Origin of the sequence: Enterobacter sp. MGH 24 (assembly GCF_000493015.1) — a bacterium.
Lineage (GTDB): Bacteria > Pseudomonadota > Gammaproteobacteria > Enterobacterales > Enterobacteriaceae > Enterobacter.
Genome location: NZ_KI535657.1, coordinates 1,287,706 through 1,308,317 on the forward strand (window position 1 = coordinate 1,287,706; position 20,612 = coordinate 1,308,317).

19 protein-coding genes are annotated in these 20,612 nt (G+C 56.6%); 13 read left to right on the plus strand and 6 right to left on the minus strand.

The genetic code is table 11. From position 1 onward, the window contains the following. Window positions 1-154: 154 nt before the first annotated feature. The 3 genes from metF to metB all read right to left on the minus strand — a co-directional run bounded on the left by metF (window position 155) and on the right by metB (window position 4,910). On the minus strand, window positions 155-1,045 hold the full coding sequence (metF, locus tag L370_RS15695; protein ID WP_023333849.1) for a methylenetetrahydrofolate reductase: 891 nt from the start codon (window positions 1,043-1,045) through the stop codon (window positions 155-157). 269 nt (window positions 1,046-1,314) lie between these two features. After that, window positions 1,315-3,747, minus strand: a complete 2,433-nt coding sequence (locus tag L370_RS15690; RefSeq protein WP_023333850.1) for a bifunctional aspartate kinase/homoserine dehydrogenase II — start codon at window positions 3,745-3,747, stop codon at window positions 1,315-1,317. Between the two features lie 2 nt (window positions 3,748-3,749). Then, window positions 3,750-4,910: a cystathionine gamma-synthase gene (gene metB / locus L370_RS15685; RefSeq protein WP_023333851.1), complete on the minus strand. Its 1,161-nt coding sequence runs from the start codon at window positions 4,908-4,910 to the stop codon at window positions 3,750-3,752. A gap of 276 nt (window positions 4,911-5,186) precedes the next feature. On the opposite strand from metB, the gene metJ reads away from it, so the two are divergent. Then, a complete protein-coding gene (metJ, locus tag L370_RS15680; RefSeq protein WP_007369220.1) occupies window positions 5,187-5,504 on the plus strand; it encodes a met regulon transcriptional regulator MetJ in 318 nt (105 codons plus the stop codon). A gap of 48 nt (window positions 5,505-5,552) precedes the next feature. Here the strand turns inward: metJ and rpmE are convergent, their stop codons facing one another. Continuing rightward, on the minus strand, window positions 5,553-5,765 hold the full coding sequence (rpmE, locus tag L370_RS15675) for a 50S ribosomal protein L31 (RefSeq protein WP_003862040.1): 213 nt from the start codon (window positions 5,763-5,765) through the stop codon (window positions 5,553-5,555). A 200-nt stretch (window positions 5,766-5,965) separates the two neighbouring features. On the opposite strand from rpmE, the gene priA reads away from it, so the two are divergent. The 7 genes from priA (at window position 5,966) to rraA (ending at window position 13,927) form a co-directional block, all read left to right on the plus strand. Next, window positions 5,966-8,161 (plus strand): primosomal protein N', encoded by a 2,196-nt coding sequence (gene priA / locus L370_RS15670; RefSeq protein WP_023333852.1) that lies wholly within the window; start codon window positions 5,966-5,968, stop codon window positions 8,159-8,161. A gap of 119 nt (window positions 8,162-8,280) precedes the next feature. Beyond that, complete coding sequence (cytR, locus tag L370_RS15665) at window positions 8,281-9,306, plus strand: DNA-binding transcriptional regulator CytR (RefSeq protein WP_023333853.1); 1,026 nt, start codon at window positions 8,281-8,283, stop codon at window positions 9,304-9,306. 93 nt (window positions 9,307-9,399) lie between these two features. Next, window positions 9,400-10,392 (plus strand): cell division protein FtsN, encoded by a 993-nt coding sequence (gene ftsN, locus L370_RS15660; RefSeq protein WP_032666555.1) that lies wholly within the window; start codon window positions 9,400-9,402, stop codon window positions 10,390-10,392. Between the two features lie 94 nt (window positions 10,393-10,486). Continuing rightward, entirely contained in the window at window positions 10,487-11,017 is a 531-nt protein-coding gene (gene hslV, locus L370_RS15655; RefSeq protein WP_008501802.1) for an ATP-dependent protease subunit HslV, read from the plus strand. Between the two features lie 9 nt (window positions 11,018-11,026). Further along, window positions 11,027-12,361, plus strand: coding sequence for an HslU--HslV peptidase ATPase subunit (gene hslU / locus L370_RS15650; RefSeq protein WP_023309685.1), 1,335 nt, complete (start codon window positions 11,027-11,029; stop codon window positions 12,359-12,361). Window positions 12,362-12,428: 67 nt separating this feature from the next. Next, window positions 12,429-13,349: a 1,4-dihydroxy-2-naphthoate polyprenyltransferase gene (gene menA, locus L370_RS15645; RefSeq protein ID WP_023333855.1), complete on the plus strand. Its 921-nt coding sequence runs from the start codon at window positions 12,429-12,431 to the stop codon at window positions 13,347-13,349. A 92-nt stretch (window positions 13,350-13,441) separates the two neighbouring features. Next, on the plus strand, window positions 13,442-13,927 hold the full coding sequence (gene rraA / locus L370_RS15640) for a ribonuclease E activity regulator RraA (protein ID WP_023333856.1): 486 nt from the start codon (window positions 13,442-13,444) through the stop codon (window positions 13,925-13,927). 568 nt (window positions 13,928-14,495) lie between these two features. On the opposite strand, the gene zapB is transcribed toward rraA, so the two are convergent. Continuing rightward, window positions 14,496-14,735 carry a septal ring assembly protein ZapB gene (gene zapB / locus L370_RS15635; protein ID WP_010436935.1) on the minus strand — a complete coding sequence of 80 codons (240 nt, stop codon included), beginning with the start codon at window positions 14,733-14,735 and terminating at the stop codon, window positions 14,496-14,498. A 399-nt stretch (window positions 14,736-15,134) separates the two neighbouring features. Here zapB and L370_RS15630 point away from each other — a divergent pair, with 399 nt between their 5' ends. The 4 genes from L370_RS15630 to fpr all read left to right on the plus strand — a co-directional run bounded on the left by L370_RS15630 (window position 15,135) and on the right by fpr (window position 19,470). Beyond that, entirely contained in the window at window positions 15,135-15,980 is an 846-nt protein-coding gene (locus L370_RS15630) for an MIP/aquaporin family protein (RefSeq protein ID WP_014885705.1), read from the plus strand. 21 nt (window positions 15,981-16,001) lie between these two features. Next, on the plus strand, window positions 16,002-17,510 hold the full coding sequence (glpK, locus tag L370_RS15625) for a glycerol kinase GlpK (RefSeq protein ID WP_023333857.1): 1,509 nt from the start codon (window positions 16,002-16,004) through the stop codon (window positions 17,508-17,510). A gap of 106 nt (window positions 17,511-17,616) precedes the next feature. After that, window positions 17,617-18,627 carry a class II fructose-bisphosphatase gene (gene glpX / locus L370_RS15620; protein ID WP_023333858.1) on the plus strand — a complete coding sequence of 337 codons (1,011 nt, stop codon included), beginning with the start codon at window positions 17,617-17,619 and terminating at the stop codon, window positions 18,625-18,627. Between the two features lie 96 nt (window positions 18,628-18,723). Continuing rightward, on the plus strand, window positions 18,724-19,470 hold the full coding sequence (fpr, locus tag L370_RS15615; RefSeq protein WP_023333859.1) for a ferredoxin--NADP(+) reductase: 747 nt from the start codon (window positions 18,724-18,726) through the stop codon (window positions 19,468-19,470). Here fpr and L370_RS15610 read toward each other — a convergent pair whose 3' ends face one another. Beyond that, complete coding sequence (locus tag L370_RS15610; RefSeq protein ID WP_023333860.1) at window positions 19,471-19,890, minus strand: DUF805 domain-containing protein; 420 nt, start codon at window positions 19,888-19,890, stop codon at window positions 19,471-19,473. Between the two features lie 112 nt (window positions 19,891-20,002). Between L370_RS15610 and L370_RS15605 the strand changes: the two genes are divergently transcribed. Next, window positions 20,003-20,599, plus strand: coding sequence for a DUF1454 family protein (locus L370_RS15605; RefSeq protein WP_023333861.1), 597 nt, complete (start codon window positions 20,003-20,005; stop codon window positions 20,597-20,599). Window positions 20,600-20,612 lie beyond the last annotated feature (13 nt).

Sequence of the window (20,612 nt, forward strand, 5' to 3'; positions counted from 1 at the left end):
TATAGTTGAGATAACCCACAGATTCGATAGTTAAATCCGTTTAATTTCCCATGGAAAATACATGAGTTATGTACGTCAAAGGCAGCATTGCTGATATGGCAGGAAAATAAAACCCTTATAAATCAAAAAACCCTCCGAAGAGGGCCCTTTTTTGTTACACGCCGGGTCTAACGCCGAGCGTATGGCATATGGCGTAACTCATCTCTGCACGGTTCAGCGTGTAGAAGTGGAAATCCTTCACCCCTTCACGACTTAAGATCTTCACCATGTCCATCGCGATATTTGCGCCCACCAGCTTGCGTGTTTCCGGGTCATCGTCCAGCCCCTCGTACATTTTAGACATCCACAGCGGAATGCGCACATTGGTCATATCAGCAAATTTCTTCGCCTGTTTGAAGTTAGACACCGGCAGAATACCCGGGATAATCTCAACGTCGATGCCTGCGGAGACGCAGCGGTCGCGAAAGCGCAGGTAGCTTTCCACATCAAAGAAGAACTGGGTAATGGCGCGGTTCGCGCCAGCGTCCACTTTACGCTTCAGGTTAAGCAGATCGGCCTGGGCGCTTTTCGCTTCCGGATGCACTTCAGGATAAGCAGCAACGGAGATATCAAAGTCAGCCACGTCTTTCAGCAGCGCGACCAGATCGGCGGCATACATGTCCGGCTTACCACTACCCGGCGGCAGATCGCCGCGCAGCGCGACAATATGACGAATGCCGTTATTCCAGTAATCCTGGGCGATGGCCTGCAGCTCGTCGCGGGTGGCGTCGATACAGGTAAGGTGCGGCGCCGCTTCCAGACCGGTACGATCTTTAATGCCTTTAATGATGCTGTGCGTGCGGTCACGCTCGCCGGAGTTCGCACCGTAAGTCACGGAGACAAACTTCGGTTTCAGGCTGCTGAGACGATCGATAGAGCTCCACAGGGTTTGCTCCATTTCACTGGTGCGCGGCGGGAAAAATTCAAAAGAGACGTTAATCTGGCCGTTTACTTCGGCCAGGCTCTGATTCAGTGCTTCCCGCTGGTTGGCGTGAAAAAAGCTCATACCTTACCTCTATCAATCGCATGTCGTTGTCTGTTGTGTTGTGAACTTCTATACGTTTAGACGTCCAGATGTAAAAATGACGGAAAAGCGGAGGGACGTCAACATAAATAATCAACAATAACGGTGAGGTTTGCTCAGGGAAGATGAGAGAAATTCAGGATGAGGGTGAGAAGGCCCCTCACCCCGGCCCTCTCCCCAAAGGGGCGAGAGGGAAAAGACCGCACCGAGCAGTCCCCTCTCCCCTTTGGGGAGAGGGTTAGGGTGAGGGGTTACAGCAGCTTAGCCAGACGGTTGATGTCGGACTGGATCGCACCGGCCGTGACATCGCGCCCCGCGCCCGGACCGCGGATCACCAGCGGGTTATCGCGGTACCAGCGGCTTTCGATGGCGAAGACGTTATCGCACGGCAGCAGCGCCGCCAGCGGATGTTCAGGACGCACCGCCTCGACGCCGACTCGCGCTTTTCCGTTGGCCTCGAAACGCGCCACGTAGCGCAGCACCAGCCCCATCTCGTTCGCCGCTTCCAGACGCTGCACCATCTGCTCGTTAAGCTCTTCACCATTTTCAAAGAAATGGTCCACAGAGCCTTCTTCACAGCCGGCAGGCACCAGCGATTCGACGCGGACGGCATCAGGTTCGATGTCGTAACCGGCTTCACGCGCCAGGATCACCAGCTTACGCATCACGTCTTTACCGGAGAGGTCAACGCGCGGATCGGGTTCCGTTAAACCCTGCTGCCACGCCTGATCCACCAGGTCGGTGAACGGTACGGTGCCGTCAAACTGCAGGAACAGCCAGGAGAGCGTGCCGGAGAAGATGCCGCTCAGCGCCAGAATGCTGTCGCCACTTTCAATGAGGTCACGCACGGTGTGGTTAACCGGCAGGCCAGCCCCTACCGTGGCGTTATAAAGCCAGTGGCGCCCTGTTTTTTCAAACGCGTCGTGGATCTGGCGGTATTTATCGGTGCTGCTCGCCCCCGCCAGCTTGTTGGCACTGATGACGTGGAAGCCGTGGCTGGCGAAATCAAGGTACTGATCGGCAAGCTGTTCGCTGGCGGTAACGTCCAGCACCACCAGATCGTCATACGGGTGCGCGCGCATCCACAGGAACAGCGACTCTTCATCCTGCTCTACGGCTTCATCATTAAAGAAGGCAAGCGCGCGGCTGGCGTCCAGCCCTTCGTAGTTCAGCAGGCTGCGGCGGCTGTCCACGACGCCCGCGAGAATGAATTCGAATCCGGTACGCGCCGAGAGCGTGACCTGCTCGCGGGCGAACAGCTCCAGCCAGCGGGAACCGATGTTGCCTTTACCAAACAGCACCAGACCGATGCGCTTTTCCGCGCGGAACAGGGAGGTGTGCAGGCCCTGAATCAGGCTCTCGGTTGGCCCTTTACGCAGGACGGCGACCAGGCTGATACCCTCTTCCGACTGCCAGGTAAATTCCACCGGCTGGCCTTTCAGCTGCTGCCAGAAGCGGTGGCAGTGCAGCGGGTTACGGGTGACACCCGCACCCACCATCGCCACCAGCGCCAGCCCCTGACGCAGGCGAAGCTCGCCCGGCAGGCCCGCTTCATCCAGAATTTTCAGCGCGCTGTCAGCCACTTCAGCGGTATAGCAGAACTGCAGCAACTGGCGGTCATTGTGAACGCCAACGGCCAGCGGGCGCACCTGAGCGCGCTTTAATACCAGGTCGATATCTTTATGTGCCAGCTTGAAGTCCTGGCCCGCAGGCACCTGGAACTCAATCAGACAGATGTCGTCGTGGCTGGTGACAATACGCGCGCCCGTACCGGAGGCCAGTACGCGTTCAATACGGGTAGAGCCTTGATCCGGGGTATAGCTGCAGCGCAGCTGCAGGTCGATATCGCTGCCGGAAACCGGCTGCAGGGTGCGCGCGTGCAGTACCGGCGCGGCCAGACGCGCCAGCTCGCTGGCTTCGTCGAGACGCAGAAGCGGCAGCAGACAGGCATCTTTTACTTTACGCGGGTCCGCGCTGTACACACCGGCCACGTCGCTCCAGATGGTGACGCGGGACACGCCCGCCAGCGCACCAATTTGCGTTGCCGAGTAGTCCGAGCCGTTACGGCCCAGCAGCACGGTTTCGCCCGCGTTGCTGCGGCTGATAAAGCCGGTGACGACAATACGTTTGCCCGGATGCTGCACCAGCAGCTGTTGCAGCAGCGGGTAGGACAACCCTTCATCTACCTGCGGCTGCGCGGCGCGTTCGGCGCGCAGGAAATCACGCGCGTCGAGCCAGGCCGCCTCCACGCCCAGGTGCTGCAGCACGGCGGCCATCAGGCGCGCGGACCACACTTCACCGTGGCCCACCACTTCGGCATACACCGCGTCGGTAATCCCGCTGTCCAGCAGGGCAGCCAGACGTTCAAGGTCATGCGTGAAGGCGCTGATCAGCCCGTCCGCCACGTCCGCAGGCAGCAGGCCGGCAATCAGCTCGCTCTGGTAACGGCGTAAGGACTGTTGCACCTGATGCGCAGAAAGGCGATCGGTCTGGCTCAGTTTCAGCCAGCTAATCAACTGGTTGGTGGTGCTGCCCGCCGCCGAGACAACCATCATGTCACCCGGCTGTGAATATTCCGTCATGATCCCTGCGACACGCAGGTAACATTTCACATCAGCAAGACTACTACCACCAAACTTGTGCAGTTGACGACCCTTCGCCCCTGCCTGCGCTATCACACTCATGATTACCCCTTGGCTGCGATCCGGAAGGCATTTTCCAGATCGGCAATTAAATCTTCAGAATCTTCAATACCGGTTGAGATACGCAGCAGCGTCTCAGAAATCCCGGCGGCGGCACGTGCTTCCGGTGCCATACCTGCGTGCGTCATGGTCGCGGCGTGGGAGATCAAGCTTTCAACCCCACCTAAGGACTCCGCCAGCGTAAACAATGACAGCCCGCTCAGGAAGCGACGCAGCGTTTGCTCGTCACCGTCCAGTTCAAAACTCAACATCGCGCCAAACCCTTTCTGCTGGCGCGCGGCAATCTCGTGCCCCTGGTTTTCCGGTAGCGACGGGTGATACAGCTTCTTCACCAGCGGCTGGTTTTTCAGGAAATCGACGATCGCCTGGGCATTGCGCTGCGCCACGTCCATGCGCGGCGACAGCGTGCGAATGCCGCGCAACAGCAGATAGCTGTCGAAGGCACCCGCGGTGACGCCAATATTATTGGCCCACCATGCCAGTTCGGTGACAACGTCGGGATCTTTGGCAATCACCACGCCTGCTACCACATCAGAATGGCCGTTCAGATATTTAGTACATGAATGCAATACCAGATCGGCACCCAGTGCGAGTGGGTTCTGAAGGGCCGGACTGAGGAACGTATTATCCACTACACTTATCGCTCCCGCATCCCTTGCGAGCTGACAAATTTTCGCAATATCGACAACGCGCAACAATGGATTGCTTGGACTTTCCACCAGAACCAGCTTTGGCTTCTCTGCCAGCGCCTGCTTCAGCGCCTGTTCGTCGTTTTGATCGACAAACAGCACGCGATAGCAGCCGCGTTTTGCCAGGCTATCGAACAGACGATAGCTGCCGCCGTAGCAATCGTGCGGCGCAACCAGTAGGTCACCTGGTTTCAGGAACACCGTGGTCACCAGGTGAATGGCTGACATCCCCGTATTGGTTAATACTGCACCTGCGCCACCTTCCAGCTCGGCCAGCGCACGCTGGGTCACGTCACGCGTAGGGTTGCCACGACGCGAGTAATCATGCGCGCGGGGTTCATTAAATCCGGTGAAATTGTAGGTACTGGAAAGATGAATCGGCGGGACAACGCAGCCGTACTGCTCGTCATCATTTAATCCGCTACGCACTGCAATAGTGGCCTGTTTACGCGTCATGGTGAGGGCTTCCTGGCGAATGAGGTGAAAAGTCAGGCACCAGAGTAAACATTGAAAGTATGGACGTCAATACATCTGGACATCTAAACTTCTTTGCGTATAGATTGAGCAATGCGCAAATAGCCGTTAAAATTATATGCTTTAGTGCACGCTGCAGCGGCAATATCCGTGCCACGGTATCGTCTCTACGGTAAACTAGGCAAGATTGCGGTTCAAAACGGGTGGTTACAGGTTTTGCACCTTTAGATAAATGACTGAGAGGATTAAAGGTATCTCATGGCTGAATGGAGCGGCGAATATATCAGCCCATACGCTGAGCACGGTAAGAAGAGTGAACAAGTAAAGAAAATTACGGTTTCTATTCCTCTGAAGGTGTTGAAGATCCTCACCGATGAACGTACGCGTCGTCAGGTGAACAACCTGCGCCACGCGACCAACAGCGAACTGCTGTGCGAAGCGTTCCTGCATGCGTTTACCGGTCAACCGTTGCCGAACGATGAAGATCTGCGCAAAGAGCGCAGTGATGAAATCCCGGAAGAGGCGAAGGTGATCATGCGTGAACTGGGTATTGACCCGGATACGTGGGAATACTGAGAAGCGGATACAAAAAAGGCACCTTGCGGTGCCTTTTTTTCGGGAAACTTATTTAGCGCCCGGGATGCTGAAACGCTTGTTGAAGCGGTCAACACGGCCACCGGTTGCAACATCACGCTGCTTACCAGTGTAGAACGGGTGGCATTTGCCGCACACGTCCAGGTTCAGATCGTGACCCACGGTGGAGCGGATCTGGATAGAGTTACCGCAAGAACAGTTTGCAGTAATCATTTCGTATTTCGGGTGAATATCTTTTTTCATGGGAGAACCTCAGTTAAGGCCGCGTCGCTCTTCCAGCCCTAACGCCAGACACCACGCGATGTTGAATGTAATTTCTCTGGCGTAATATACACCAAAGGCGGCGAATCATACAGAATTTGACCAACGTATGCAAACTGATCCGCACGCCGCTTTCACTAATGTGTATACTAACGCGCCACTTTTCAAGTCAGGAAGATTCGATGCCCGTCGCTCACGTTGCCCTGCCCGTTCCGCTTCCCCGTACCTTTGACTATCTGCTGCCCGACAGCATGAGCGCCAAAGCGGGCTGTCGCGTGACCGTGCCGTTTGGCAAACAGCAGCGCGTGGGTATTGTTGTCTCCGTCAGCGACCAAAGCGAACTGCCGCTCAATGAACTGAAGTCGGTCGTTGAGGTGCTGGACAGCGAGCCGGTTTACTCCACCAGCACCTGGCGACTGCTGCTGTGGGCGGCAGATTATTATCATCACCCGATTGGCGACGTGCTGTTCCACGCCCTGCCGATCATGCTGCGCCAGGGCAAGAGCGCCAGCCACGCGCCGATGTGGTACTGGTTTGCTACCGAGCAGGGTCAGGCGGTGGATATTAACAGCCTCAAGCGCTCGCAGAAACAGCAGCAGGCCCTGGCGGCGCTGCGTCAGGGGAAAATCTGGCGTCATCAGGTCGACGAGCTTGAGGTCAGCGAAACGGCGCTACAGGCCTTAAGAAAGAAAGGGCTGAGCGAACTGGCCAGCGAAGCACCCGCTCTTTACGACTGGCGGGAGAGTTTCTCCGTTTCAGGGGATCGCCTACGCCTGAATACCGAGCAGGCCACCGCCGTGGGCGCGATTCATAGCGCCTCCGATCATTTCTCTGCCTGGCTGCTGGCGGGCGTGACGGGTTCTGGCAAGACCGAAGTCTACCTGAGCGTGCTGGAAAACGTGCTCGCTCAGGGCAAACAGGCGCTGGTGATGGTGCCGGAAATTGGCCTGACGCCGCAAACCATCGCCCGATTCCGCGAACGCTTTAACGCGCCGGTTGAGGTGCTGCACTCCGGCCTGAACGACAGCGAGCGCCTAAGCGCCTGGCTGAAAGCGAAAAACGGTGAAGCGGCGATTGTGATCGGCACCCGCTCGTCGCTGTTTACCCCGTTTAAAAATCTTGGCGTTATCGTGATCGACGAAGAACACGACAGCTCCTATAAACAGCAGGAAGGCTGGCGCTATCACGCCCGCGATCTGGCGGTCTATCGCGCGCACAGCGAGCAAATTCCTATTATTCTCGGCTCCGCCACACCTGCGCTCGAAACGCTGCACAACGTGCGCCAGCGTAAATACCATATGCTGCGCCTGACGCGTCGGGCGGGGAATGCCCGTCCAGCCATTCAGCACGTGCTGGATCTCAAAGGTCAGCAGGTCCAGGCCGGGCTCGCGCCTGCATTGATTACCCGTATGCGCCAGCATTTGCAGGCGGGCAATCAGGTCATTCTGTTCCTCAACCGACGAGGCTTCGCGCCCGCCCTGCTGTGCCACGACTGCGGCTGGATTGCCGAGTGCCCGCGCTGCGACCACTACTACACTTTCCACCAGGCCCAGCGGCATTTGCGCTGTCACCACTGCGACAGCCAGCGGCCGGTGCCGCGCCAGTGCCCGTCATGTGGTTCCACGCATATCGTGCCGGTGGGTCTGGGAACGGAACAGCTGGAACAGGCGCTTGGCCCTTTCTTCCCGGACGTGCCTATTTCGCGTATCGACCGGGACACCACCAGCCGCAAAGGGGCGCTGGAACAGCAGCTGGCGGAAGTGCATCGCGGTGGCGCGCGCATCCTGATTGGCACCCAAATGCTGGCCAAAGGCCATCACTTCCCGGACGTGACGCTGGTCGCCCTGCTGGACGTGGACGGCGCACTGTTTTCGGCAGATTTCCGCTCCGCCGAGCGCTTCGCCCAGCTGTATACCCAGGTGGCGGGGCGCGCCGGTCGCGCCGGTAAACAGGGTGAAGTGGTGCTGCAAACGCACCACCCTGAGCATCCGCTGCTGCAAACCCTGCTGCATAAAGGCTATGACGCTTTTGCCGAGCAGGCGCTGGCCGAACGCCAGACCATGCAGCTGCCGCCGTGGACCAGCCACGTCATCATCCGCGCGGAAGATCACAACAACCAGCAGGCGCCGCTTTTCCTGCAGCAGCTGAGAAACCTCCTGCAGGCCAGCCCGCTGGTGGATAACTCGCTGTGGATTTTGGGCCCGGTGCCGGCGCTGGCACCAAAACGCGGCGGACGTTTCCGCTGGCAAATCTTACTTCAACACCCCTCGCGGGTTCGTCTTCAGCATATCGTCAGCGGCACGCTGGCGCTCATCAACACCCTGCCGGAAGCGCGAAAAGTGAAGTGGGTGCTGGACGTCGATCCCATCGAAGGCTGAAGACGGATCGAAAAATTTAACGCTCCTCACACTTTTTATGAAAATTCTGTAACCGATTCCATTAACTATCTGTAAAAATGGTGATGTCAGAAGTTCGGTGTTCAGGCGAGGAGAAGACGTTGAAGTCCAGGAAAGAGGTTGCCACAGCGACCATGAAAGACGTTGCCGAGAAAGCACAAGTCTCAACGGCAACCGTGTCCCGCGCATTAATGAACCCGGACAAAGTCTCCCAGGCGACCCGTAACCGGGTGGAGCAGGCTGCGCTTGAAGTGGGCTATTTCCCACAGGCGATGGGGCGTAACGTTAAACGCAATGAGTCGCGCACCATTCTGGTGATTGTGCCGGACATCTGTGATCCCTTCTTCAGCGAGATCATCCGCGGTATTGAAGTCACCGCAGCGGAACAGGGTTACCTGGTGCTGATTGGCGATTGTGCTCACCAAAACCAGCAGGAAAAAACCTTCATCGACCTCATTATCACCAAGCAGATCGACGGCATGCTGCTGCTTGGCTCTCGCCTGCCGTTTGATGCCAGCATTGAAGAACAGCGTAATTTACCGCCGATGGTCATGGCCAACGAGTTTGCGCCAGAGCTGGAGCTGCCGACGGTCCACATTGATAACCTCACCGCCGCGTTCAACGCCGTAAACTATCTCCAGGAGCTGGGGCATAAGCGCATTGGCTGTATTGCTGGGCCGGAAGAGATGCCGCTGTGTCACTATCGCTTGCAGGGCTACGTTCAGGCGCTGCGCCGTACCGGCGTCACCGTCGATCCGCACTACATTGCGCGCGGTGACTTTACCTTCGCCGCGGGTGGACAAGCGCTGGAGAAACTTCTGGATCTGCCTGAACCGCCAACCGCCGTATTTTGTCACAGCGACGTGATGGCGCTGGGCGCATTATCGTACGCCAAACGCCGCGGCCTGCGGATACCGAAAGATTTATCGATCGTCGGATTCGATAATATTTCGCTTTCAGAATTTTGCGATCCGCCGCTCTCAACGGTCGCTCAGCCGCGCTATCAAATCGGCCGCGAAGCGATGCTGCTTCTGCTGGATCAGCTTCACGGTCAAACAGTTAGCAGCGGCTCACGTTTGCTGGACTGCGAACTGATTGTTCGCGGCACTACCCAGGCATTGACTTAAAGTAAACGTCTTTCGGATACCCTTATCTGGTCAAAGCCCCGCCGCTTAAGTAACATGGCGGACTGACGAACGAATAAATACAGCGAAACGATAGTGGCACAACGAGATTATGTACGTCGCGGCCAGCCGGCACCTTCGCGACGCAAAAAGAGTAGCTCAAGGAAAAAGCAACGTAACCTGCCTGCTGTATCGCCAGCAATGGTCGCTATTGCTGCGGCTGTAGTCGTCGCCTTTATTGGTGGCCTGTACTTTATCACGCACCATAAAAAAGAAGAGTCTGAGGCGCTTCAGGCCAGTAAAGTTGCCGGAAATGGCCTTCCTCCGAAGCCTGAAGAGCGCTGGCGCTATATCAAAGAGCTGGAAAGCCGTCAGCCTGGGGTGCGTGCGCCAACCGAACCTTCTGCGGGTGGTGAAGTGCAGAATGCGAATCAGCTGACGGATGAACAGCGTCAGCTGCTGGCACAAATGCAGGCCGATATGCGCCAGCAGCCTACGCAGCTGAACGAAGTGCCGTGGAATGAGCAGACGCCGGCGCAGCGTCAGCAAACGCTGCAGCGACGTCAGGCGCAACAGCAGATCCAGCAGCAACAACAGCAATGGGCGCAAACCCAGCCGGTGCAGCAGCCGAAAGCACAGCCGCGGGTAACGGAACAGCCATACCAGCAGCAGACGCGAACAGCGCAGTCCCAGCCTGTTCAGCAGCAGCCAAAAGCGCAGCCGCAAAAACAGGCGGCCCAGCCGTATCAGGATCTGCTCCAGACGCCAGCACATACCACCGCGCAGCAGCCGAAAACGCAGCCGGCCGCGCCGGTCACCAAAGAGACCGAAGCGCCGAAGCAGACGGCGGAGAAAAAAGACGAACGCCGCTGGATGGTGCAGTGCGGTTCGTTCAAAGGTGCCGAGCAGGCGGAAACGGTGCGCGCGCAGCTGGCCTTTGAAGGGTTTGATTCGCGTATTACCACCAATAACGGCTGGAATCGCGTGGTGATTGGTCCGGTCAAAGGCAAAGAAAATGCCGATGGCACCATTTCGCGGTTGAAAATCGCTGGTCACACAAACTGCATTCGACTCGCCTCCGGGGGTTGAAACCCCCAAAATCCCCCCCATCTATCATTTAATTCAGCCCTGAGCACAGGCTCAGGGCTTCTGTTTCCCGATTCTGTAACCAGGGGGTCTGCTCGTGACAACAATAGTAAGTGTACGCCGTAACGGCCATGTGGTAATCGCCGGTGATGGCCAGGCCACGCTGGGTAATACCGTCATGAAAGGCAACGTGAAGAAAGTGCGTCGTCTCTATAACGACAAAGTGATCGCCGGTTTTGCAGGCGGCACGGCGGATGCCTTCACGCTGTTTGAACTGTTTGAACGCAAACTGGAAATGCACCAGGGTCATCTGGTGAAAGCCGCCGTTGAGCTGGCAAAAGACTGGCGTACCGACCGCATGCTGCGCAAGCTCGAAGCGCTGCTGGCGGTAGCCGATGAAACAGCATCGCTGATCATCACCGGCAACGGTGACGTGATTCAGCCGGAAAATGACCTGATTGCCATCGGCTCTGGCGGCCCTTATGCCCAGGCTGCAGCCCGCGCGCTGTTGGAAAACACCGACATGAACGCGCGTGATATCGCGGTGAAGGCGTTGGATATTGCAGGCGATATCTGCATTTATACCAACCACAACCACACCATCGAAGAATTGACCTCCAAAGCGTAAGGATCTCCCATGTCTGAAATGACCCCACGCGAAATTGTCAGCGAACTGAACAAACACATTATCGGCCAGGATAACGCGAAGCGTTCCGTGGCTATTGCCCTGCGTAACCGCTGGCGTCGTATGCAGCTTGACGAAGAGCTGCGCCACGAAGTGACGCCGAAAAACATTCTGATGATCGGCCCAACCGGCGTCGGTAAAACCGAAATCGCCCGTCGTCTTGCAAAGCTGGCTAACGCACCGTTCATCAAAGTGGAAGCCACTAAGTTCACCGAAGTGGGCTATGTGGGTAAAGAAGTGGACTCCATCATCCGCGATCTGACCGACTCGGCGATCAAAATGGTGCGCGTCCAGGCCATTGAGAAAAACCGCTACCGTGCAGAAGAGATGGCCGAAGAGCGCATTCTCGACGTGCTGATCCCACCGGCAAAAAACAACTGGGGCCAGGCAGAACAGCAGGCGGAACCGTCCGCTGCGCGCCAGGCATTCCGCAAGAAGCTGCGTGAAGGCCAGCTGGACGACAAAGAGATTGAGATCGATCTCGCTGCCGCGCCAATGGGTGTGGAAATCATGGCACCTCCGGGCATGGAAGAGATGACCAGCCAGCTCCAGTCCATGTTCCAGAACCTGGGCGGCCAGAAGCAAAAAGCGCGTAAGCTGAAAATTAAAGACGCGATGAAGCTGCTGATTGAAGAAGAAGCGGCAAAGCTGGTGAACCCGGAAGAGCTGAAGCAGGACGCTATCGACGCGGTTGAGCAGCACGGTATCGTGTTTATCGACGAAATCGACAAAATTTGTAAGCGCGGCGGCAACAGCTCAGGCCCGGATGTATCCCGTGAAGGCGTTCAGCGCGACCTGCTGCCGCTGGTTGAAGGCTGCACCGTCTCCACCAAGCACGGCATGGTGAAAACGGACCACATCCTGTTTATCGCTTCAGGCGCGTTCCAGGTTGCCAGCCCATCGGATCTGATCCCTGAGCTGCAGGGGCGTCTGCCTATCCGCGTTGAGCTGCAGGCGCTGACCACCGAAGATTTCGAACGTATTCTGACCGAGCCAAACGCCTCTGCTACCGTTCAGTACAAAGCGCTGATGGCGACCGAAGGCGTGAACCTCGAGTTCACCGAAGACGGTATCAAACGTATTGCCCAGGCTGCCTGGCAGGTTAACGAAACCACCGAGAACATCGGTGCGCGTCGCCTGCATACCGTGCTGGAACGCCTGGTAGAAGATATCTCTTATGATGCGAGCGACCTTAACGGTCAAACCGTTACCATTGACGCAGAATATGTGAGTAAACATCTGGATGCGTTAGTGGCAGATGAAGATCTGAGCCGTTTTATCCTATAATCGCGGTTACTGGATTCTCATCACGTTTAATGGGGGCTAATGCCCCCATTTTATTGGCTAAATACTTATGACTGACATCAGCCGTACGCAGGCGTGGCTCGAAAGTCTGCGCCCTAAAACACTTCCTCTGGCCTTTGCCGCGATTATCGTCGGCACCGCCCTTGCCTGGTGGCAGGGTTATTTCGATCCGCTGGTCGCCGCGCTGGCGTTGATTACCGCGGGCCTGCTGCAAATTCTCTCCAATCTCGCCAACGACTACGGCGACGCGGTAAAAGGCAGCGACAAGCCGGACCGCATCGGGCCGCTGCGCGGAATGCAGAAAGGGGTGATTACCCAGGCGCAGATGAAACGCGCGCTGATTATCACCGTGGTGCTGATCTGCGTATCCGGCCTGGCGCTGGTGACGGTGGCGTCTAAAACCACCAGCGATTTTATTGGCTTCCTGGTGCTGGGTTTATTGGCCATTATCGCGGCCATCACCTACACCGTCGGCACGCGTCCTTACGGTTATATTGGGCTCGGGGATATCTCCGTACTGGTATTCTTCGGCTGGCTGAGCGTGATGGGGAGCTGGTACCTGCAGGCGCATACGGTGATCCCTGCCCTGTTCCTGCCCGCGACCGCCTGCGGTCTGCTGGCGACGGCGGTGCTCAACATCAACAACCTGCGCGACATCGACAGCGATCGCGAGAACGGCAAAAATACCCTGGCGGTTCGTCTGGGGCCGGTCAATGCGCGCCGCTATCATGCCTGCCTGCTCATTGGCGCGCTGGTCTGCCTGGCGCTGTTTAACCTGATTTCCCTGCAGAGTTTGTGGGGGTGGCTGTTTGTGCTTGCCGCGCCGCTGCTGGTGAAACAGGCCCGCTTTGTGATGCGTGAACTCAGCCCGGCAGCCATGCCGCCAATGCTGGAACGCACGGTAAAAGGCGCCCTGCTGACTAACCTGTTGTTCGTCATCGGGATTGTGTTAAGCCAGACGCTCAGTTAGCTGACAAATATCAATTAACAATTGATGATTTTGCCAACAACGCATTTCGCACGATATACTGAACACATTCGCAGCAACTGAGCGTTAAACCTATGAAATACGATACCTCCGAGCTTTGTGACATCTACCAGGAAGATGTCAACGTCGTTGAACCGCTGTTCTCCAACTTTGGTGGGCGGTCGTCGTTTGGCGGGCAAATCATCACGGTGAAATGTTTCGAGGACAACGGGTTGCTCTACGATCTGCTCGAACAGAATGGCCGCGGCCGCGTTCTTGTGGTCGACGGCGGCGGTTCCGTGCGCCGTGCATTGATTGATGCTGAACTGGCGGGAATTGCCGTCCAGAATGAGTGGGAAGGCCTTGTGGTGTACGGTTCCGTGCGTCAGGTGGACGATCTGGAAGACCTGGATATCGGGATTCAGGCCATCGCGGCTATCCCGGTAGGGGCGGCGGGCGACGGCATCGGCGAAAGCGACGTGCGCGTTAACTTCGGCGGCGTGACCTTCTTCTCCGGGGACCATCTCTACGCCGATAATACCGGCATTATCCTTTCCGAAGATCCGCTGGATATCGAGTAGTAAAACCGTAAGCGTGAACCATAAAAAAACCGCCAACAGCAATGTGGCGGTTTTTTTGTCCCTCGGGATTCGCGGTCCGTTGGGGAGTTTTGCAGGCTAACACCAGGGATCTTCATCATACTCTCGTCCAACCCTTGGGCAACCCCTCAGAAGCTTTATAAAATCCTAATTGTTTATGAATTCCTTAACACCACGGTTGCTGCTTATTATGATGCAGCGTCCCTTTCCGCCATCTCGCAAATGGGCATCGGTCCAGGGAAAGGTGTCTTCACAACCGTAAAACAGGCTAACACCAGGGCTTGTGTCCACCGACTTATCACCGGTGGTGAACGGTGGAGCGGTTAGCTGCAGGGACCGCATAATGAAACGCTATTTATGTATCGCGTTCATTGTCGCCAGCGTACTCGTGGTAAAGAGTGATGAACCCAATGTGTTCGTTGCTTATGCTATGACAGCGCAGGACAAGTAGCGTTAAGGCCGCCGTTGGCGGCCTTTTTTATAACTGGCATAAAAAAAGCCGGGTGGCGGCTTCGCCTTACCCGGCCAGGTCAGTTCATCCCGATGGGAATTAAACTTCTTCCATACGTCCCAGCAGCGCCTGCAGGCGATCCTGCCAGCCGTTCTGCTGCTCGCGCAGCTGGTTGTTTTCGCGCTCCAGCTCTTCGCGGCCGTGCTGAGCGTTCTGAACTTCCTGCGCCAGGCTGTTGTTCTTCTCTTTCAGTTCTTCAATTTCCATCTGCAGCAGGGTGATGGTGTCAATCGCCTGCTGTACTTTCGATTCCAGTTTCTCAAACACTTCTAAAGACATGATGCTACCTCTCCTGAATTGCAAGGCGACGCTTTAACATAAACGCGCACGACATATACCGTCGATTGTATGGAGCGCGGCGCTCTGTGTCCAGCGACACACCGCGCAGATCGCGGTTTGCAACACTTTTAGGTCTGGTCCTGGTGCGTTCGCGTCATATACCCCTAAATTGTTAACTGATTCGTTAATGAAATGATTCAGCTCACATTCTTGTACTGATGCAAAAATGTGCTTTATGGCGCGAAAACGCTCATTTTATTGACGCAGACCACACATTTTGATTTCGATATTTCTCGTTTTTGCTCGTTAACGATAAATTAACACTATGTCTACAGGACATCGTGGCTGTCACGGGCGGCCATGCTAACAATAAACATCAATTTCTTCAGGATTCCGATTATGAGTCAGACATCAACCTTAAAAGGCCAGTGCATTGCCGAGTTCCTTGGTACCGGGTTGTTGATATTCTTCGGAGTGGGCTGTGTCGCTGCACTGAAAGTGGCAGGTGCCAGTTTTGGTCAGTGGGAAATCAGTATCATCTGGGGTCTGGGCGTGGCGATGGCCATCTACCTGACTGCAGGGGTTTCTGGTGCACATCTTAACCCGGCGGTGACAATCGCACTGTGGCTGTTCGCGTGCTTCGACGGACGCAAAGTTGTACCTTTTATTCTTTCTCAGTTTGCCGGCGCGTTTTGCGCAGCGGCGTTAGTTTACGGGCTTTATTACAATCTTTTCATCGACTTCGAACAGACGCATCATATGGTACGCGGCAGCGTCGAAAGTCTGGATCTGGCAGGCATCTTCTCAACCTACCCTAACCCGCATATCAATTTTGTGCAGGCGTTCGCAGTTGAAATGGTGATTACCGCTATTCTGATGGGCGTTATCCTGGCGCTGACCGACGACGGAAACGGCATTCCGCGCGGCCCGCTGGCCCCTCTGCTGATTGGTTTGCTGATTGCGGTGATTGGCGCATCCATGGGCCCGCTGACCGGATTCGCGATGAACCCGGCACGTGATATCGGACCAAAAGCCTTCGCCTTTATCGCAGGCTGGGGCGACGTCGCCTTCACCGGCGGCAAAGACATTCCTTACTTCCTGGTACCGCTGTTTGCACCGGTTGTCGGGGCTGCGCTGGGTGCGTTTAGCTACCGCAAATTAATTGGTCGCCACTTACCGTGCGACACCTGTGTGGAAGAGGAGAAGGAAACGACTTCTACCGCACAACAAAAAGCTTCGCTGTAATCTGACTACGGGACACATACCATGACCGAAAAAAAATATATCGTTGCGCTCGACCAGGGCACTACCAGCTCCCGCGCTGTCGTAATGGATCATGACGCGAACATCGTCAGCGTGTCACAGCGCGAATTTGAGCAAATTTATCCTCGTCCAGGCTGGGTAGAACACGACCCGATGGAGATTTGGGCGTCACAAAGCTCCACGCTGGTCGAAGTGCTGGCGAAAGCCGATATCAGTTCCGACGAGATTGCCGCGATTGGTATCACCAACCAGCGTGAAACCACTGTTGTCTGGGAGCGCGAAACCGGTAAGCCCATTTACAACGCTATCGTCTGGCAGTGCCGCCGTACATCCGAGATCTGCGAACAGCTGAAGCGCGACGGTATGGAAGAGTACGTGCGCAGCGCTACCGGTCTGGTGGTTGACCCGTATTTCTCCGGCACCAAAGTGAAATGGATCCTCGACCACGTGGAAGGTTCACGCGAGCGTGCTAAACGCGGCGAGCTGCTGTTCGGTACCGTCGATACCTGGCTTATCTGGAAGATGACCCAGGGACGCGTTCACGTCACCGACTACACCAACGCCTCGCGTACCATGCTGTTCAACATCAACACCCTGGAGTGGGATGACAAGATGCTGGACGCGCTGGATATTCCACGTGCGATGCTGCCTGAAGTGCGTAAGTCTTCAGAAGTGTACGGCCAGACCAACATCGGCGGTAAAGGCGGCACCCGTATTCCTATCGCCGGTATCGCCGGTGACCAGCAGGCGGCCCTGTTCGGCCAGCTGTGCGTCAAGGAAGGGATGGCGAAGAACACCTACGGCACCGGCTGCTTTATGCTGATGAACACCGGCGAGAAAGCGGTGAAATCAGAAAACGGCCTGCTGACCACCATCGCCTGCGGCCCGCGCGGCGAAGTGAACTATGCGCTGGAAGGCGCGGTGTTCATGGCCGGCGCGTCTATCCAGTGGCTGCGCGACGAGATGAAGCTGATCAGCGATGCGTTCGACTCCGAATACTTCGCGACCAAAGTGAAAGACACCAACGGCGTGTACGTGGTGCCTGCATTCACCGGTCTGGGCGCACCGTACTGGGATCCGTATGCCCGCGGCGCGATTTTCGGCCTGACGCGCGGTGTGAACTCTAACCACATCATTCGCGCCACCCTGGAATCTATCGCCTACCAGACGCGTGACGTGCTGGAGGCGATGCAGGCGGACTCCGGCATTCGTCTGCACGCCCTGCGCGTGGACGGCGGTGCGGTAGCGAATAACTTCCTGATGCAGTTCCAGTCCGACATTCTGGGCACCCGCGTTGAGCGCCCTGAAGTGCGTGAAGTGACGGCGCTGGGCGCGGCGTACCTTGCCGGTCTGGCGGTAGGCTTCTGGCAGAACCTGGACGAGCTGCAGGAAAAAGCGGTGATCGAACGCGAATTCCGCCCTGGCATCGAAACCACCGAGCGTAACTTCCGCTACAGCGGCTGGAAGAAAGCGGTGAAACGCGCCCTGGCGTGGGAAGAGCACGACGAGTAAGCCCCCCTCACCCTAACCCTCTCCCCAAAGGGGAGAGGGGACTTAAAACCCCCTCTCCACTCTGTGATAAACTTCGTGCAATTCCTTTTGATTGCACGAGTACCTCATGAAACGTGAACTTGCTATCGAGTTTTCCCGCGTCACCGAAGCTGCCGCCCTCGCCGGCTATAAATGGCTGGGTCGTGGCGACAAAAATACCGCAGACGGCGCAGCCGTCCATGCCATGCGCATTGTCCTTAACCAGGTCAACATCGACGGCACCATCGTGATCGGTGAAGGCGAGATCGACGAAGCGCCGATGCTCTATATCGGTGAAAAAGTCGGTACCGGCAAAGGCGATGCCGTGGATATCGCGGTCGACCCCATCGAAGGCACCCGCATGACGGCGATGGGTCAGGCCAATGCCTTAGCGGTGCTGGCCGTGGGCGATAAGGGCTGCTTCCTCAACGCGCCGGACATGTATATGGAAAAGCTGATTGTCGGTCCTGGCGCGAAGGGCGCAATCGACCTCAGCCTGCCGCTGGAAGAGAACCTGCGCAACATCGCTAAAGCTCTGGGCAAACCGCTTAGCGAACTCACCGTGACGATTCTGGCGAAACCGCGCCACGACGCCACCATCGCGCAGATGCAAAAGCTCGGCGTGCGGGTGTTTGCCATTCCGGACGGTGACGTTGCCGCCTCAATCCTGACCTGCATGCCGGATAGCGAAGTGGACGTGCTGTACGGCATCGGCGGCGCGCCGGAAGGTGTGGTCTCTGCGGCAGTGATCCGCGCGCTGGATGGCGATATGCAGGCCCGTCTGCTGCCCCGCCATGAGGTGAAAGGTGATAGCGAGGAGAACCGCCGTATCGGGGAAAACGAGCTGGCACGCTGCGAAGCGATGGGCATCGAGGCCAATAAAGTGCTGGCTCTGGACGAAATGGCGCGTAGCGATAACGTTGTCTTCTCGGCGACCGGCATCACCAAAGGCGATCTGCTGGACGGCATCACCCGCAAGGGTAATATGGCCACCACCGAAACGCTGCTGATCCGCGGTAAATCACGCACCATTCGCCGCATCCAGTCTATCCACTATCTCGACCGCAAAGACCCGGACGTACAGACGCACATTCTGTAAAACCGTTTGATCGATAGAGCTTTCCGGCCCTGACGGGCTGGAAATTGTCACCACAAGTACGGAAGATAGAACAGAGAAACAGCACAGGAGAAGATCATGGCGGACTGGGTAACAGGTAAAGTCACAAAGGTACAGTTCTGGACCGATGCGCTATTTAGTCTCACCGTACATGCTCCCGTTCACCCGTTTAAGGCCGGGCAATTTGCGAAGCTGGGACTGGACGTCGACGGCGAGCGCGTGCAGCGCGCCTACTCTTACGTTAACGCGCCTGATAACCCGGATCTCGAGTTCTATCTGGTCACCGTTCCTGACGGTAAACTCAGCCCGCGGCTTGCCGCGCTTAAGCCCGGCGACGAGGTGCAAATTGTGAGTGAAGCAGCAGGCTTCTTTGTGCTCGAAGAGATCCCTGACTGCGACACGCTCTGGATGCTGGCAACCGGTACGGCCATCGGCCCTTATCTCTCTATTTTGCAGTACGGCAAAGATCTGGAACGCTTTAAAAACATCGTGCTGGTTCACGCTGCGCGCTACGCCGCAGACCTGAGCTACCTGCCGCAGATGCAGGCGCTTGAACAGCAGTACGGCGGGAAGTTAAAGATTCAGACGGTTGTCAGCCGCGAAACCGTAGCAGGAGCGCTTACCGGCCGCGTACCGGCGTTAATTGAGAGTGGCGCCCTGGAAAACGCGGTGGGCCTGCCGCTGAACGCTGAAACCAGCCACGTCATGCTGTGTGGTAACCCGCAGATGGTGCGGGACACGCAGCAGCTTCTGAAGGATACCCGGCAGATGACGAAACATCTTCGCCGCCGACCGGGCCATATGACCGCCGAACACTACTGGTGATCAGCGGTACTTCACCTCAACGGTGTCTTTACCGTATTTATTTTCGCTCTGGGTGCCAATAAACGCGCCCAGATCGACAATCATCATCACAAAGATGACCGACGGCAGCAGCCTGCCCACAACCCACGGCAGGATGGACGGAAGCATCGCCCAGTTTCCCGCCACCAGCATCCACGCCAGAATTATCAGAAATGCCCACGCGCCGGAACGTCCGCGATCGTGCAGACGCTTTACGACAACCGCCGCCGTTGGCCATAGCAGGCAGACCAGCGCGAAGGCCGCCGTTTGCGTGCTCAGCCATGCATTGTAAGCAACGAAAAACAGAAGCAGCATGGCGACAATCCACGTCACCATCCAGATCCAGAAATCACGGCGTCCAATACGCCCTTTGAACGAAAACAGCCACTGCTGTATGGTCATGTAAGGTTCCTTATTATCGTATAGCGCGCATTTTACCCTGGAGTTGTGACCTTTTGACAAGCCGACCAGATATCGTTTTAATCATGAGCACTTACGGCCAGGGGCAATGTTGATGAAAAGTTCGGCACGTTCTCTCTTCCTGTGTTTAGCGCTGCTCAGCGTGGGTTATCCCCTGCACGCCGCCGAAACCAGCGCCCCGACCACAGCACCGTATCTGCTGGCGGGCGCGCCGTCATTCGATCAGTCCATCAGCCAGTTTCGTGAAACCTTCAATAAGACCAACCCCACGCTGCCGCTGGATGAGTTTCGCGCGATTGATGGCTCACGCGATACCCCTACACTGACGCGTGCGGCAAGCAAGATAAACGAAAATTTGTATGCCTCCACGGCGCTGGAGCGCGGTACGTTAAAAATTAAAAGCATGCAAATCACCTGGCTGCCGATACAGGGACCAGAGCAGAAAGCCGCTAAGGCGAAAGCGCTGGAGTACATGAGCGCGGTATTGCAGGCCTTTACCCCTGCGCTGACGAAAAAGCAAAGTCAGCAAAAGCTGCAAAAACTCCTTACCGCCGGGAAAAACAAGCGTTACTACGCCGATACCGAAGGCGCGATCCGCTATGTTGTGGCGGACAACGGCGAAAAAGGACTGACCTTCGCTGTTGAACCGATTAAGCTGGCACTATCTGACACCCTCGGCGGGGCGAATTAATGACAAAAAGCAA